Below are 14,111 nucleotides of genomic sequence, written 5' to 3'. Positions count from 1 at the left end.
CTGGGCCGTTGAGCGGCCGGTCGGGCTCTGCTAGGCCCAGACCCTCCATTTGAAACGGAAGTCGAAATGTCGAGCGTCAAGGCGAAGGACCACTACAGCTTCGAAGAGCTCATGGCCTGCGCTCGCGGCGAGATGTTCGGGCCGGGCAACGCCCAGCTCCCGGCGCCGCCGATGCTGCTGTTCGACCGCATCACCCACATCGACGATACCGGCGGCCAGCACGGCCTGGGCTACATCGAGGCCGAGTTCGACATCAATCCGGACCTCTGGTTCTTCGCCTGCCACTTCATCAGGGACCCGGTCATGCCCGGCAGCCTCGGCCTGGACGCGCTGTGGCAGCTCGTCGGCTTCTACCTGGGCTGGATCGGCGGCAAGGGCCGGGGCCGCGCGCTCGGCTGCGGCGAGGTGAAGTTCGCCGGCGAGGTGACGCCGGACATCAAGAAGGTCACCTACAAGGTCGAGATGAAGCGAGTGATCAACCGGCGCCTGGTCATGGGCATCGGCGACGGCGTGCTGGAAGCCGACGGCAAGGCCATCTACACGGCGCAGGACCTGCGCGTCGGGCTCTATCAGCGGGCGTAGATCCGCAAAGCTTCGAGGAAGGACACATGCGTCGCGTCGTCGTCACCGGAATGGGCGTGGTCTCGTCCATCGGCAACAACGCCAACGAGGTTCTGGCGTCGCTGCGGGAGGCCCGCTCCGGGATCTCGGCGGCGCCAGAGTACGCCGAGCTGGGATTCCGCTGCCAGGTGCACGCCGCGCCGCAGATCGACTGGGAGAGCCTGGTGGACCGCCGCGCGGCCCGCTTCCTCGCCCAGGGCACGGCCTATGGCCACATCGCCATGGAGCAGGCGATCGCCGACGCCGGCCTCGAGGAGGCCGAGGTCTCCAACGAGCGCACCGGCCTGGTGGTCGGCTCCGGCGGCCCGTCCACGCGGGTGATCGTCGAGGCGGCGGAGACCACCCGCACCAAGGGTCCCAAGCGGATCGGCCCGTTCGCGGTGCCCAAGGCGATGAGCTCGGGCCCCTCGGCGGTGCTCGCGACCTGGTTCAAGATCCGCGGGATCAACTATTCGATCAGCTCGGCCTGTGCGACGAGCGCGCACTGCATCGGCAACGGCTACGAGCAGATCCTGATGGGCAAGCAGGACCTGGTGTTCGCCGGCGGGGTCGAGGAGCTCGACTGGTCGCTCTCGAACCTGTTCGACGCCATGGGCGCCATGAGCTCGAACTTCAACGACCGGCCGGCCGTGGCCAGCCGCGCCTATGATCGTGACCGCGACGGCTTCGTGATCGCCGGCGGCTCGGGGATCCTGGTGCTCGAGGAGTACGAGCACGCCAAGGCCCGCGGCGCGAAGATCTACGGCGAGATCGTCGGCTATGCGGCCAATTCCGACGGCTACGACATGGTGGCCCCGTCCGGCGAGGGCGCGGCGCGCTGCATGAAGCTGGCCATGTCCACCACCGGCGGCCGGACCATCGACTACCTCAACCCCCACGGCACCTCGACGCCGGTGGGCGACATCAAGGAGATGGAGGCGGTCCGCGCCGTGTTCGGCGACAAGGCTCCCCTGATCTCGTCGACCAAGTCGCTGACCGGCCACAGCCTGGGTGCGGCCGGCGCGCAGGAGGCGATCTATTCGCTGCTGATGCTCAACAACGGCTTCGCCTGCGAGAGCGCCCACATCGAGAACCTGGATCCCGCGTTCGAGGACCTGCCGATCGTGCGCAAGCGCGTCGACCGCGAGCTCGAGACGGTGATGAGCAACTCCTTCGGCTTCGGCGGGACGAACGGCTGCCTGGTGATGGCGCGCGTCTGATGGCCGGCAAGCCCGCCGCGAACGTCGGCGCCCTGGTGGCGGCCGGCATGGCCCTGCTGGTGATCGGGGTGACCACGCGCGAGCAACTGGCGGCCGGGACCTTCGGCCTGTCCGGCGACGTGCTGACCGGCGTGGTGATGGGGCTGTCCCTGGGGTTCCTGGTCCTGGCGGTGGTCGCCGGCCTCGGCGCCCGGCGGGGCTGAGTCCTGTCGGAGCCGATCCCGCGCCGGCCCGAGCGGCCCGACGAGGAGATGTGCTGCCGGCGCGGCTGCGATCCCTGCATCTTCGACTATTACGAGCGCGCCCTCGATCGCTGGGAGGCCCGCGTCCGGGCGATGGGACTGGATCCCGAGGCCCTCCCGGCCGCCGCCGCGGGGGTGACACCGAAGGCCTGATCCGCCACAACCCACCCGACAGAACCTACGGGAGAACGCCAAGTGGCCGACGACTATCAGATGCCGAAGGGCGAGCTGATGAAGGGCAAGCGCGGGGTGATCACCGGCGTGGCCAACCACCAGTCCATCGCCTGGGGGATCGCCAGCCAGCTGGCCGCCCAGGGCGCGGAGATGGCCTTCCTCCACCTGCCGGGCATGGAGCGGCGCGTGCAGCCGCTCGCCGAGAGCATCGGGGTCAAGACGCTGGCCCCCGTGGACGTCACCGACGACGCCTCGATGGATGCGGCCTTCGCCACCGTGAAGGACGCCTTCGGCCAGATCGACTTCTTCCTCCACGCCATCGCCTTCGCCAACAAGGACGAGTTGAAGGGCTCGTTCGTGGAGAACACCACCCGCGAGGGCTTCCTGCGGGCGCTGAACATCTCGGCTTTCAGCTTCGTGGACTGCGCCCGGCGCGCCGCGGCCCTGATGCCGGAGACCGGCGGCTCGATCGTCACCCTGACCTACATGGGCTCGGAGCGGGCGATCCCGAACTACAACACGATGGGCGTGGCGAAGGCGGCGCTGGAGGCGGCGACCCGCTACGCCGCCCGCGACCTGGGGCCGAAGGGTATCCGGGTGAACGCCGTGTCGCCGGGGGCCATGCGCACCCTGTCGCTGGCCGGCATCCAGGGCGGCCGCGGCATGCTGGCGAAGGGCCGCTCGCTCAGCGCCATGAAGGAGGACACCTCCATGGAGGGCGTCGCCGGCTGCGCGCTGTGGCTGATGTCGGACCTCGGCAAGTCCACCACCGGCGAGGTGATCCACGTGGACGCCGGCTTCCACATCATGGGCTTCACCGACGACGAGGAAGGCTAGGGCGCGTAGGCCTTCAGGAACCGCGTCGCCGCCTCGGTGGCGATGCGGTCGATCTTCGCCTCGTCGAGGTTCTTGTCGACGCCCAGCAGGGCGGCGGTCTGGTAGGAGCCCAGCACCATCCCGGCGAAGAACTCGGCCGCCTCCATGGGGTCGGGGCAGTTCAGCCGCCCGGCCACCGTCTCCAGTTCCAGGAACGAGGCCAGCCGCCGCCGGCTGGTGCGCGGACCGGCCTCGAACAGGGCCTGGCCGACGTCGGGCAGGTCCACCGCCGAGGCCATGGCCGCGCGCATGAAGGCGATGCTCTGCGCGCGGGTGATGCCGCCCAGCAGCGCCCGCCCGAAGTCCGCCAGCGCCTCGGCGGGATGCTCCACGGCGCCCGGGGCTTCCAGGGCGGCGATGATCTCGTGCACCCGCCGCTCGGTGAGCGCCCGCACCAGCTCGGCCTTGGAGCCGTAGTGGTTGTAGATCGTCTGCTTCGAGACGCAGGCCCGGCGGGCGATCTCCTCCAGCGAGGCTGCGGCGCCGCGCTCGGCCAGGACCTCGACGGCGGCGTCGAGGATGGCTTCGCTCTTGGCGAGGTCGATCTGGCCGGCGATCCGCGGCATTCAGTGGCCTCCCGATCCGCCGGAGGCCATGGCCTTCCCCGGCTTGGCGAAGAAGGCCAGCACCACGGCGAGCCAGCAGCCCGCCGCCAGGAACATGAAGGCGTCCCCGAAGCTCAGCACCGAGGCCTGGCGGTGGAGCATCATGGAGAAGGCCTTGGCCGCGCCGCCCTCCGGGTCGGCCATGCCGCTGGCGGCCATCATCTGCGTCAGCCCCTCCAGCATGGCGGAACTGGCCGGGTTGGCGGTGTTCGCGGCGGCGGCGATGTCGGCGTAGTGGACGGCGGTCTGCTGGGTCAGGATGGTGGTGATCACGGCCAGGCCCATGGCCCCGGCCACGTTGCGCAGCAGGTTAATCAGCCCCGAGGCGTCCTTCATCATGCTGATCGGCAGGGTGGAGACGCTCATCTGCTGGGAGGCGATCATGGCGATCATGGTGCCGAGCCCGCGGGCGACCTGCAGGGTGAAGAACTCCCAGAAGCCCCACTGGTCCGTCACCCTAACCCCGAGCTGGATGCCCCAGGCGGCGAGCGCGAAGCCCAGCACCATGGCGATGCGGGCGTCGACCATCCTGACCACCCGCCCGGCGATCGGAGCCGAGAGGAACATCGTCAGGCCGGACACCAGCATGGTGTTGCCGACCTCGGCCGAGGAGTAGCCGCGCACCTGGCCCAGGAAGATCGGCAGCAGGAAGGTGCCGCCGAACAGGCTGACCCCGGTGACGAAGGTCATCAGGGCGCCCAGGGCGAAGTTGCGGTCGCGGAAGGGCTTCAGCGACACGATCGGCTGCCAGTAGGTGAGCTGACGCCAGATGAAGGCCGCGCCGGTCAGCAGGGCCAGGACCGAGAGCCACAGGATCACGTCGTCCTGGAACCAGCTCTCGCTCGCGCCCTCCTCCAGCACGTACTGCAGGGAGAGCAGGAAGACCGTCATCAGGACGAGGCCGGTCCAGTCGATGCCCTTGGCGAGGCTCGGGTCGCCCTTGTCGAAGTTGGCGTAGCGGCCGACCAGGAAGACCACCAGGAAGCCCACCGGCACGTTGATGAAGAACAGCCAGCGCCAGTTGAGCGCGTCGGTCAGGTGGCCGCCCAGCGTCGGGCCCACCGTCGGCGCGAGGGTCACGATCAGGCCGACGATGACGTTGGCGGTGATCCGCCGCTCGGGCGGGAAGACGGTCATGGCGGTGGCGAAGATCGGCGGGATCATCGCGCCGGCGAAGACGCCCTGCAGCGCGCGGAAGAAGATCATCATGCCGACGCTGGAGGAGAGGCCCACCGCCACGGAGGTGACGATGAAGCCGATCACCGCGATGACGTAGAAGGACCGCGTCCCCCACATCTTCGTCAGGTAGGCCGTGAGCGGCATGATCACGACCTCGGCCAGCAGGTAGATGGTCTGAACCCAGCTGATCTCGTCGGCCGTGGCGCCGATGCCGGACTGGATCTGCACCAGGGAGCTGGCGACGATCTGGATGTCCAGCATGGCCATGAACTGGCCGATGACCATGCCGCCGAAGCCCAGGAAGACCTTCACCCAGTCCACGGGCTGGCCGTCCGCGCCCATGAAGGCGTGGGACTCGGCCGCCGCCGGCGGCCGCTTGCCCGAAGGGATGGCGGCGTCGCTCACGGCGCGCGTCTACTGCTGGGTTCCGCGGCGGGCGAAGCGGGCGGGCTGCTGGCCGGATTCGGCGAAGCTCGGGCCGGTGTCCTTGGTCACGTCCACCTTGACCGCCACCGAGAGGCCGGGTCGCAGGGCGCCGGCCAGCGGCTGGGTGCGGTCCACGGCGATCTTCACCGGCAGGCGCTGGGTGATCTTGGTGAAGTTGCCGACGGCGTTCTCCACCGGGATGAGGGCGAACTCCGAGCCCGTGGCGGGCGCGAAGCTGTCGATGCGGCCGGTGAGCGTCTGCTTGCCGAAGGCGTCGGCGCGGATCTCCACCGGCTGGCCGATCCGCAGGCGCGAGACCTGGGTCTCCTTGAAGTTCGCCACCACGAAGGCCTCGCCGAGCGGCACAACGCTCATCAGCGTGCCGCCGGGCCGGACGTACTGGCCGGGCCGCACGCCGCGGGCGCCGACCACGCCGTTCACCGGCGCGCGGATCTCGGTGCGGGACAGGTCGATGCGGGCCTGCTCCACGGCCGCGCGCGCGGCGGCGGCCTGGGCGAGGGTCTGGGCGCGGGCCGAGCCGAGGGACTCGGCGGTGCGCCGCTCCGCCTCCAGCGTCGCCTGGGCCTGGGCCACACCCGCCGCCGCCTGCTGCTGGGCCGCGCGGGCGGTCTGGGCGCGCTGGGCCGAGACCCAGCCGGACTGGGCGAGCGAGCCGTAGCGGGAGAGCTCGGCCTGGGCGAGGCTCGCCTGGGCGCGGGCGCTTTCCACCCCGGCCGCCTTCTGGGCGATCATCGCCTGCTCGAGGCGGGCCTTGTCGTCCACCTGGGCGACGGCGGCCTCGAGGGCCGCGGCGTTGGCCTCGGCCTGGGCGAGCCGCGCCTTGATGGTCGCCGGGTCGATCCGCACCAGCACCTGGCCGGCCTGGACCGGCTGGTTGTCCTCCACCAGCACCTCGGCGACGTAGCCGTCGACCAGCGGGGCGACCGACACCTTGTCGGCCTGGATGAAGGCGTTGTCGGTGGTCTCGAAGCGCTGCTTGTCCGTCCACCAGACCGCGCCCCCCGCCGCAACCGCCACGGCGGCCACGCCGCCGACCACAAGGGGAACCAGTCGTTTTCTCGTGAGCCCCGCCATACCCGCACCCCGGCAAGCCAAAGATGGACGTCGGAGTCCACCGTTCGATTCAGCTAGGACCGGCCCGGGTAAAGCGCAAGTGAAGAATGGACGCAGGCGTCCAGAATTCCTGCGGCGGCTGGACGAAAGGCCCGGCCCGTGGCCTATCCGCCGCATGAGCGCCTACGACGCCGATGTGATCATCGCCGGGGCCGGCATGGCCGGCGCCACCCTGGCCCTGGCCCTCCACCAGGCCGGCCTCAAGGTCGTGCTGGTCGATCCCGTGGCCTTCGACAGCCAGCTTGCGCCCACTTTCGACGGCCGGGCCTCGGCCATCGCCTTCGCCGCCTTCCGGCAGTGGCGGGCCCTGGGCCTCGCGGAAAGCCTCGAGCCGCACGCCCAGCGGATCGAGCAGATCCTGGTCACCGACGGCCGCACCCCTGGCGCGGCCGCCAGCGGGCCCACCGCCTTCTTCCTGCGCTTCGACGCCGCCGAGATCGCCGACCGGGCGGACGGCGAGCCGCTGGGCTACCTCGTGGAGAACCGCCACACCCGCGCGGCGCTCGCCGCCGGCGTCGAGGCGGCGGGCATCCCGGTGCTGGCGCCCGCCCGCGTGGTCTCCGCGACCTTCGACGCGCGCGCCGCGACGGTGACCCTGGCCGACGGCCGCACGCTGACCGCGCCGCTCGTGGTGGGGGCGGAGGGCCGCGGGTCGGTGATCCGCGAGGCGGCGGGGATCGGCGTCTTGGGCTGGGACTACCGGCAGACCGGCGTCGTCGCCACCGTGCGGCTGGCCCGCCCGCACCATGGCGTGGCCCACGAGTATTTCCTGCCCGGCGGGCCGTTCGCCATCCTGCCGCTGACCGACAACCGCGCCAGCCTGGTCTGGACCGAGAGCACGGCGCGCGCCGCGGCGCTCAAGGCGGCCCGGCCGGAGGTCTTCCACGCCCACCTGCAGCGGCGGTTCGGCGACCACCTGGGCGAGGCGGTGGTGGAGGGGCCGGTGTTCACCTATCCGCTGAGCCTGCAGCTGGCCGAGCGGCTGGTCGCCCCGCGCGTGGCCCTGCTGGGCGACGCCGCCCACGGCGTGCACCCGATCGCGGGGCAGGGGCTGAACCTGGGGCTGAAGGGCGCAGCCGCCCTGGCGGAGGTGGTCGTCGAGGCCTGCCGGCTGGGCGAGGACTTCGGCTCGGAAGCCGTCCTGGAGCGCTACGCCGCCTGGCGCCGGTTCGACACCGTCACGCTCTCGGCGGGCATGGACCTCTTCGTGCGGCTGTTCTCGAACGACAACCCGGTGGCGCGGCTGGCCCGCGGGGTCGGCATGGCGGCGGTCAACCGCATCGGCCCGGCGCGCCGGTTCTTCATGCAGGAGGCGGGCGGCGCGGTGGGCGACCTGCCGCGGCTGCTGCGCGGAGAAGCGCTGTAGGCCTAGTCCGTGAGCTCGCGGGCCTCTTCCGGCAGCATGATCGGCACGCCGTCGCGGATCGGGTAGGCGAGCTTCGCACGGCGGCTGACCAGCTCGCCCCTGGCGCGGTCGAACTCCAGCGGCCCGTGGGTCACCGGGCAGACCAGGACCTCCAGCAGGCGCGGGTCGACGTCGACCTCGATGGTCGGGGTTTCCGGAACAGCCGTCTCGGGCGCGTCAGGTTCGCTCATGGCTGCGGTTTCTACTGCACCGAATGACCGCCGTCATCGCCGTCCTCGAGGGCGTCGATCTCCAGCAGGGTGGTCAGCGCGTCGAAGCGGCCGTTCAGGTCGGGCGCCTCCAGCAGGGCCTGCTTCTCGGCGGGGTCGAACGGCAGGCCCATAGCCAGGCTGTTGACCAGGGCCTCCAGCGGGGCGCCGCTGGCCGTCTCCCAGTCGATGTCCAGCTCCCGGCGGTTCAGGTACCGCTTGAGCGCCTTGGCGAAGCGGCTGCGCGCGCCCTCCTCGGCCACGGCGTCTTCGTCCTCGCTGAGGTCCGCCTCGAACTTGTCGTAGTGGGCCCGCAGCTGGCGGTAGGGCGTGCGCAGGTTCAGCTCCTCGCCGGCCTCGAAGCGGCAGATGCCGGTCAGGGTGATCAGGTAGCGGCCGTCGGAGGTCTCGGCGTAGCTGGTGATCCGGCCCGCGCAGCCGACGTCGGCCAGCTTCGGCCGCGTGCGGTCGCCGCCGGCCTTGCTCTGGATCATGCCGACGATCCGGTCGCCGGCCATGACGTCGTCGATCATGTTGAGATAGCGCGGCTCGAAGATCTGCAGCGGCAGGTCGCCGCCCGGCAGCAGCAGGGCCCCGTCCAGCGGGAACACCGGGATGACCTGCGGCAGGTCGGCGGTCCGCCGGTAAGGCGCCATGGTCTTGCCCTTGCGCGTCAACTGAAGAGGATCGCCGACAGCCTGCGCCGGCCCTGCTTGGCGACCTCGGACGTGTGGCCCGCGGCCTCGAAGATGGTCAGCAGCTGCTTGCGCGCCGCCTGGTCGTTCCAGTCGCGGTCGGCCTCGATGATGGTCAGGAGGTGGTCGACGGCCTCTTCCATGCGGCCGCGGCCCGCGAGCGCCCGGGCGAGCTCGAAGCGCGCCTCGTGGTCGCCGGGGTGGCTGGCCAGGCGCTGCTCGAACTCGGCGGTCTCGGAATCGCCCTCCGCCGCCAGCGCCAGGGCGGCGCGGACGCTGTCGAGCTCTGGGTCCTTGGCGCCTTCCGGGACCATGCCCAGGATCTCCTGCGCCCGCTCGGTGTCGCCCGACGACAGATAGACCCGCGCCAGGCCGGCCATGGCCTTCACGTTCTGCGGATCGTGGCGCAGCGCCTCGGCGAAGGCCTGGGCCGCGCCGCCGAGGTCGCCGAGCTCGAGGGACTCGCGGGCCATGTCCAGGATGTCGTCCACCGGCGAGGCGCCGCCCTCGCCCTGCTTGGCCAGGCGGTCGACGAACTGCTTCACCTGGCTGTCGGGCAGGGCGCCCATGAAGCCGTCCACGGGCCGTCCGTCGACGAAGGCGAACACGGCCGGGATCGACTGCACGCGCAGCTGGCCGGCGAAGGCCGGGTTCTTGTCGATGTCGATCTTGACCAGCTTCACCGCGCCCTTGGCGGCGGTGACCGCCTTCTCGAGCGCCGGGCCGAGCTGGCGGCAGGGGCCGCACCAGGTCGCCCAGAAGTCGACGATCACCGGCGTCGTCTTCGACGCCTCGACGACATCGGCCACGAAGCTCGCGTCCGTGCCGTCCTTGATGATGTCGCCGGCCGGCTTGCCGGCGGTTTCCCCGATGAGCGTCATCCGCGCGTCCCTCGCCTCGTCATTCCTAAAAACGCCTTGCCGCCAAGATGGTCGCACCAGGCGACAGCTTCAACGCACCGGCTCCACGATCGCCATGGCCTCGAAGTCCACGACCTGGGGCTCGATGCCGATCGCGGCGAGGAAACGCCGGAAGCCGTCCCGGGACACGGTGGTGGTGGCGGTGTTGGTCAGCGGGTGGAAATTCACCTGGTCGGCCTCCGCCAGGGTGCGGTCCAGCACGAAGCGCACGCGGCGCTCCCGGTCGTTGACCAGGCCGAAGGCGGTGACCGAGCCCGGCGAGACGCCGAGCGTCTGGGCCATCAGGGCCGCGTTGGCGAACGAGAGCCGCGCCGAGCCGATCACCTTGTGCAGGCGCTTCAGGTCGATCTCGGCATGGCCCTCGGCCGAGATCAGCCAGAGCTGGTCCTTGGCGTCCTTCAGGAACAGGTTCTTGGTGTGGGCGCCGGGAATGCGGGCCTTGATCTCCTCGCCCTCCTCGACGCGGAACACCGCCGGGTGCTCGTGGTTCGTGGCGTCCACCCCGATCTCGCGCAGGAAGGCCAGCAGGGCGGCAGGGTCCTTGGGCTTCACGTCCGTCATGGGCTTCCTGATAGCGGAACTGGACGGGGAGGCCACCTGCGCTCTAAGGGTCGCGGGACCTCCAGACCCGAGAACCCCGATGGAACTGCAGTGCTTTCCCGTCACCGAGCGCCCGCCGGAGCTCGTCCCCGGCCGCCCGCAACGGGCCTGGATGGACCGGTTCGCCGCCCGCCACCCCTACCGCTGCCTGCCGCTGGCCATGGCCAACTCCTCGGGCTGGGAGCTGCTCAGCCCGGTCGGCTTCACCGCCGAGTGGAACGGCGGCACGCACCAGCAGGACATCACGCTCCGGCCCGACAACCCGCACCCGGACTTCCACAAGATCGCCCAGACCCACTTCAGCCATGGGGTGCTGACCTTCCACGCCGGCTACCTGTTCCGCACGCCGCCGGGCTGGTCGATGTGGGTGATGGGGCCGCCGAACCATGTGAAGGACGGCATCCAGCCGCTGGCCGGCGTGGTGGAGACCGACTGGCTGCCCTTCCCCTTCACGATGAACTGGATCTTCACCCGGCCGGGCAAGGTGCGCTTCGAGAAGGGCGAGCCGTTCTGCTTCATCACCCTCCTGCAGGACCACACCCTGCACGAGATCCAGCCGGTGATCCGGCGGATGGATTCCGACCCGGAGCTGCGCCACCAGTACGACGTCTGGGAGAAGCATCGCTCGGAGTTCAACCAGAAGATCTTCCGTAACGATCCGGAGGCCACCAAGGAGGCCTGGCAGCGCTACTACTTCAAGGGCGAGTTCCCCGAAGAGGTCGACGCCCCGGCGCCCGAAGGCCACGTGAACAAGCGGCGCCTCAAGGCCCCGAAATTCGGCTGATCGGGCCGCTTGCAAACCTGAGGGCCGTCTGCCATAAGCCGGCCTCTCGAATTTCGGGGGCGGCCTGAACCGGCCTTCTCCGCGGAGCGCGGGCGTAGCTCAGGGGTAGAGCACAACCTTGCCAAGGTTGGGGTCGTGAGTTCGAATCTCATCGCCCGCTCCATTATTCGACGGACACCAGACGCCGCCCTTCGGGGCGGCGTTTTGCGTTTCGGGCCCCGCCGCAGCCTTGAGTTTCCCGGACGGCCTGGCCATGTGGACCGGCGGGGGACGAGCGGGTGACGGCGACGGCGGCGACAGGGACGATCGGGCGGCTGCTGCCGGTCGCGGCGTGCGTCGCCGCGACCGCGGCCTTCCAGATCGGCGCGGCGATCGCCAAGGGCCTGTTCCCCGAGGTCGGCGCGCAGGGCGCGGCGGCCATGCGCCTGGTGCTGGGTTCGGCCATGCTGCTGGCGTGGCTCAGGCCGTGGCGCGACTGGCCGGCGAAGCCCGCCTGGATTCCGCTGCTGGGCCTGGGCGCCGCCTCGGCGGGCGCCATCCTGTTCTTCTACCTGGCGATCGCGCGCCTGCCGCTCGGCATGGCCATCGCCCTGCAGTTCCTCGGCCCGCTGGCCGTGGCGGTGCTGGGCTCGCGTCGGCCGGTGGACGTGCTCTGGGCGGCGCTGGCGGGCCTCGGCGTCTGGAACCTGGTGGGCGCGGACCTCGCGGCCGACCGGCTGGACCCGCTGGGACTGGCGGCGGCGCTCGCCGCGGCGGCCTGCTGGGCCGGCTACATCCTCTTCGGGCGGGTGGCGGCGCAGGCGTTCGGGCGCTCCACCCCGGCCCTGGCGGCGACCATCGCGGCGGTGCTGGTGCTGCCCGTCGGCGTGCAGCACGCCGGCTCGGCCATGCTGGCTCCGCACCTCCTGCCGCTCGCGGCGCTGGTGGCCCTGATCTCGGTGGCCATCCCCTTCTCGCTGGAGATCTTCGCCCTGCCGCGGCTGCCGGCCCGCACCTTCGCGGTGCTGACCAGCACCGAGCCGGCGTTCGGGGCGCTGTTCGGCTTCCTGGTGCTGCACGAGCGCATGGCGGCGGCCCAGCTGCTCGGCGTGGCGGCGGTGATCGTGGCGGCCGCGGGCTCGGCCTGGTCGTCCACCCGTCGCGGGCCCGCGGTGGCCACCGACGCCCCGCCGACCTGAGCCGCCCGCCGCTGCGGCCTAGACGAAGGTCGATCTCCCCCAGGCGACCGCTTCCATGCAATTTCGCTGCGAGCGTGCGGAGGACCAGCCTCCGCGCGACGAAAACAGCCCCGCCAACAAGGGGGAGCATCGGAGGGCGCCCATGACCAACGCGAGCATTCCCGCGTCCGCCGGACAGGCCGAGCACACCGTCGATCGCAACGATCGGCTCGTGATCGGGGCCTCGTCCGTCGGCACCGTCTTCGAGTGGTACGACTTCTACCTGTACGGCTCGCTGGCGACATACATCACCGGCCACTTCTTCTCGGGCGTGAACGAGACGACGGGCTACATCTTCGCCCTGCTGGCTTTCGCCGCCGGCTTCGCGGTGCGGCCCTTCGGGGCCCTGGTGTTCGGCCGGCTGGGCGACCTCTGGGGACGGAAGAACACCTTCCTCGTGACCATGCTCCTGATGGGGCTTTCCACCTTCACGGTGGGCCTGCTGCCCTCCTACGCCCAGATCGGGGTCGCCGCGCCGGCCATCCTGATCGCCCTGCGGCTCATCCAGGGCCTGGCGCTCGGCGGCGAGTACGGGGGGGCGGCGACCTACGTGGCCGAGCACGCGCCGCCCGGAAAGCGCGGGCTCTACACGAGCTGGATCCAGACCACCGCCACCATGGGCCTGTTCATGAGCCTCGCGATCATCCTGATCACCCGCAAGGGGATGGGCGAGGAGGCGTTCGCCGACTGGGGCTGGCGGGTGCCGTTCCTGGTGTCGATCTTCCTGCTCGGCATCTCCATGTGGATTCGGCTGAAGCTTCAGGAGAGCCCGGCGTTCCAGCGGATGAAGGCCGAGGGCAAGGGCTCGACCCAGCCGCTGAAGGAGAGCTTCGCGCGCTGGGGCAACCTGAAGATCGTAATCCTGGCGCTGGTGGGCCTCACCGCCGGCCAGGCGGTGGTCTGGTACACCGGCCAGTTCTACGCCCTGTTCTTCCTGGAGAAGATGCTGAAGGTGGACGGGGCGACCACCAACACCCTGGTGGCTCTCGCCCTGCTGCTCGGCACGCCGTTCTTCATCCTGTTCGGCTGGCTGTCGGACAAGATCGGACGCAAGAAGATCATCATGGCCGGCTGCCTGCTGGCCGCGCTGACCTACTTCCCGCTGTTCAAGGCGCTGACCTGGTCGGCGAACCCGCAGCTGGCCCAGGCCGCGGCCACCAGCCCGGTGACGGTGATCGCCGATCCCGCCGACTGCTCGGTCCAGTTCGACCCCGTCGGCAAGACGGTGTTCAACAAGAGCTGCGACATCGCCAAGTCGTACCTGGCCAAGGCGGGCGTCACCTACACCAACCAGGCCGCCCCGGCGGGCAGCGTGGCGCAGGTGAAGGTCGGCGACCAGGTGATCGCCTCCTTCGCCGGAGAGCGCATGCCGAAGGCCGAGTTCACCGCCCAGCGGACGGCCTGGGAAAAAAGCATGGGCGCGGTGCTCAGCACGGCGGGCTATCCCGCCAAGGCCGACCCGGCGCGGGTCAACCACGTCGCCGTGGTGGCCATCCTGTGGGTCCTGGTGCTCTACGTGACCATGGTCTACGGGCCGATCGCCGCCATGCTGGTGGAGCTGTTCCCGACGCGGATCCGCTACACCTCGATGAGCCTCCCCTACCATATCGGCAACGGCTGGTTCGGCGGCTTCCTGCCCACCACCGCCTTCGCCATGGTCGCGGCGACGGGCAACATCTACTACGGCCTCTGGTACCCGGTGGTGGTCGCCGCCGTGACCTTCGTGGTCGGGGTGCTGCTGGTGCGCGAGACCAAGGACGTCGACCTCCACGCCTGACCTCCTCCCCAATACGGCAGGACGTGGCGCGGGCGGCCCTTGTGGCCG

The 14,111-nt window shown here is 70.7% G+C and carries 16 protein-coding genes and 1 tRNA gene; 10 read left to right on the top strand and 7 right to left on the bottom strand.

The features are described 5' to 3' along the window. Positions 1-66: 66 nt before the first annotated feature. Genes fabA through VM685_RS06605 form a run of 5 tightly spaced genes read left to right on the top strand, consistent with a single transcriptional unit; the run spans position 67 to position 3,073 of the window. Positions 67-582, top strand: a complete 516-nt coding sequence (gene fabA / locus VM685_RS06620) for a 3-hydroxyacyl-[acyl-carrier-protein] dehydratase FabA (RefSeq protein ID WP_325459326.1) — start codon at positions 67-69, stop codon at positions 580-582. A gap of 26 nt (positions 583-608) precedes the next feature. Continuing rightward, a complete protein-coding gene (fabB, locus tag VM685_RS06615) occupies positions 609-1,820 on the top strand; it encodes a beta-ketoacyl-ACP synthase I (protein ID WP_325459325.1) in 1,212 nt (403 codons plus the stop codon). Beyond that, positions 1,820-2,023 carry a hypothetical protein gene (locus tag VM685_RS06610; RefSeq protein WP_325459324.1) on the top strand — a complete coding sequence of 68 codons (204 nt, stop codon included), beginning with the start codon at positions 1,820-1,822 and terminating at the stop codon, positions 2,021-2,023. Before fabB ends, VM685_RS06610 begins: the two co-directional genes overlap by 1 nt. A 3-nt stretch (positions 2,024-2,026) precedes the next feature. Beyond that, positions 2,027-2,215: an oxidoreductase-like domain-containing protein gene (locus VM685_RS21020; RefSeq protein WP_414693351.1), complete on the top strand. Its 189-nt coding sequence runs from the start codon at positions 2,027-2,029 to the stop codon at positions 2,213-2,215. Between the two features lie 42 nt (positions 2,216-2,257). Further along, positions 2,258-3,073, top strand: a complete 816-nt coding sequence (locus VM685_RS06605; RefSeq protein WP_325459323.1) for an enoyl-ACP reductase — start codon at positions 2,258-2,260, stop codon at positions 3,071-3,073. Here VM685_RS06605 and VM685_RS06600 read toward each other — a convergent pair. The 3 genes from VM685_RS06600 to VM685_RS06590 are packed head-to-tail and all read right to left on the bottom strand — an operon-like array spanning position 3,070 to position 6,417. Continuing rightward, positions 3,070-3,678: a TetR/AcrR family transcriptional regulator gene (locus VM685_RS06600; RefSeq protein ID WP_325459322.1), complete on the bottom strand. Its 609-nt coding sequence runs from the start codon at positions 3,676-3,678 to the stop codon at positions 3,070-3,072. The genes VM685_RS06605 and VM685_RS06600 overlap by 4 nt on opposite strands. Continuing rightward, on the bottom strand, positions 3,679-5,301 hold the full coding sequence (locus VM685_RS06595) for a DHA2 family efflux MFS transporter permease subunit (protein WP_414693346.1): 1,623 nt from the start codon (positions 5,299-5,301) through the stop codon (positions 3,679-3,681). It abuts the gene before it with no gap. Between the two features lie 9 nt (positions 5,302-5,310). Further along, the gene (locus VM685_RS06590) at positions 5,311-6,417 is read right to left on the bottom strand and encodes an HlyD family secretion protein (RefSeq protein ID WP_325459321.1); all 1,107 of its coding nucleotides are present in this window, start codon (positions 6,415-6,417) and stop codon (positions 5,311-5,313) included. 154 nt (positions 6,418-6,571) lie between these two features. Between VM685_RS06590 and VM685_RS06585 the strand changes: the two genes are divergently transcribed. Continuing rightward, positions 6,572-7,822, top strand: coding sequence for a UbiH/UbiF/VisC/COQ6 family ubiquinone biosynthesis hydroxylase (locus VM685_RS06585; RefSeq protein ID WP_325459320.1), 1,251 nt, complete (start codon positions 6,572-6,574; stop codon positions 7,820-7,822). A gap of 2 nt (positions 7,823-7,824) precedes the next feature. Here the strand turns inward: VM685_RS06585 and VM685_RS06580 are convergent, their stop codons facing one another. The 4 genes from VM685_RS06580 to VM685_RS06565 all read right to left on the bottom strand — a co-directional run bounded on the left by VM685_RS06580 (position 7,825) and on the right by VM685_RS06565 (position 10,246). Continuing rightward, complete coding sequence (locus tag VM685_RS06580) at positions 7,825-8,052, bottom strand: Trm112 family protein (RefSeq protein ID WP_325459319.1); 228 nt, start codon at positions 8,050-8,052, stop codon at positions 7,825-7,827. Between the two features lie 11 nt (positions 8,053-8,063). After that, complete coding sequence (locus tag VM685_RS06575) at positions 8,064-8,726, bottom strand: LON peptidase substrate-binding domain-containing protein (RefSeq protein WP_325459653.1); 663 nt, start codon at positions 8,724-8,726, stop codon at positions 8,064-8,066. A gap of 17 nt (positions 8,727-8,743) precedes the next feature. After that, complete coding sequence (locus VM685_RS06570) at positions 8,744-9,646, bottom strand: co-chaperone YbbN (RefSeq protein ID WP_325459318.1); 903 nt, start codon at positions 9,644-9,646, stop codon at positions 8,744-8,746. A 69-nt stretch (positions 9,647-9,715) separates the two neighbouring features. Next, complete coding sequence (locus tag VM685_RS06565) at positions 9,716-10,246, bottom strand: prolyl-tRNA synthetase associated domain-containing protein (RefSeq protein WP_325459317.1); 531 nt, start codon at positions 10,244-10,246, stop codon at positions 9,716-9,718. 79 nt (positions 10,247-10,325) lie between these two features. On the opposite strand from VM685_RS06565, the gene VM685_RS06560 reads away from it, so the two are divergent. The 4 genes from VM685_RS06560 (at position 10,326) to VM685_RS06545 (ending at position 14,063) form a co-directional block, all read left to right on the top strand. Further along, complete coding sequence (locus VM685_RS06560) at positions 10,326-11,069, top strand: DUF6065 family protein (RefSeq protein ID WP_325459316.1); 744 nt, start codon at positions 10,326-10,328, stop codon at positions 11,067-11,069. Between the two features lie 88 nt (positions 11,070-11,157). Next, positions 11,158-11,232: transfer RNA gene (locus VM685_RS06555), tRNA-Gly, on the top strand. 115 nt (positions 11,233-11,347) lie between these two features. Next, positions 11,348-12,247: an EamA family transporter gene (locus VM685_RS06550; RefSeq protein WP_325459315.1), complete on the top strand. Its 900-nt coding sequence runs from the start codon at positions 11,348-11,350 to the stop codon at positions 12,245-12,247. 142 nt (positions 12,248-12,389) lie between these two features. After that, positions 12,390-14,063: an MFS transporter gene (locus tag VM685_RS06545; RefSeq protein WP_325459314.1), complete on the top strand. Its 1,674-nt coding sequence runs from the start codon at positions 12,390-12,392 to the stop codon at positions 14,061-14,063. Positions 14,064-14,111: the final 48 nt, after the last annotated feature.

The organism is Phenylobacterium sp. (assembly GCF_035539035.1).
Classification (GTDB): domain Bacteria; phylum Pseudomonadota; class Alphaproteobacteria; order Caulobacterales; family Caulobacteraceae; genus Phenylobacterium.
Note: the sequence above shows the minus strand (reverse complement) of the source record. Positions and strands in the feature narration are given on the sequence as shown.

What these genes read in the sequence shown, in the direction of transcription:
- VM685_RS06580 (WP_325459319.1), bottom strand. Translation starts at nt 8,052, where the DNA reads ATGAGCGAACCTGACGCGCCCGAGACGGCTGTTCCGGAAACCCCGACC.
- VM685_RS06585 (WP_325459320.1), top strand. Translation starts at nt 6,572, where the DNA reads ATGAGCGCCTACGACGCCGATGTGATCATCGCCGGGGCCGGCATGGCC.
- VM685_RS06600 (WP_325459322.1), bottom strand. Translation starts at nt 3,678, where the DNA reads ATGCCGCGGATCGCCGGCCAGATCGACCTCGCCAAGAGCGAAGCCATC.
- VM685_RS06565 (WP_325459317.1), bottom strand. Translation starts at nt 10,246, where the DNA reads ATGACGGACGTGAAGCCCAAGGACCCTGCCGCCCTGCTGGCCTTCCTG.
- fabB (WP_325459325.1), top strand. Translation starts at nt 609, where the DNA reads ATGCGTCGCGTCGTCGTCACCGGAATGGGCGTGGTCTCGTCCATCGGC.
- VM685_RS06545 (WP_325459314.1), top strand. Translation starts at nt 12,390, where the DNA reads ATGACCAACGCGAGCATTCCCGCGTCCGCCGGACAGGCCGAGCACACC.
- VM685_RS06610 (WP_325459324.1), top strand. Translation starts at nt 1,820, where the DNA reads ATGGCCGGCAAGCCCGCCGCGAACGTCGGCGCCCTGGTGGCGGCCGGC.
- VM685_RS06560 (WP_325459316.1), top strand. Translation starts at nt 10,326, where the DNA reads ATGGAACTGCAGTGCTTTCCCGTCACCGAGCGCCCGCCGGAGCTCGTC.
- VM685_RS06570 (WP_325459318.1), bottom strand. Translation starts at nt 9,646, where the DNA reads ATGACGCTCATCGGGGAAACCGCCGGCAAGCCGGCCGGCGACATCATC.
- fabA (WP_325459326.1), top strand. Translation starts at nt 67, where the DNA reads ATGTCGAGCGTCAAGGCGAAGGACCACTACAGCTTCGAAGAGCTCATG.
- VM685_RS06590 (WP_325459321.1), bottom strand. Translation starts at nt 6,417, where the DNA reads ATGGCGGGGCTCACGAGAAAACGACTGGTTCCCCTTGTGGTCGGCGGC.
- VM685_RS06575 (WP_325459653.1), bottom strand. Translation starts at nt 8,726, where the DNA reads ATGGCGCCTTACCGGCGGACCGCCGACCTGCCGCAGGTCATCCCGGTG.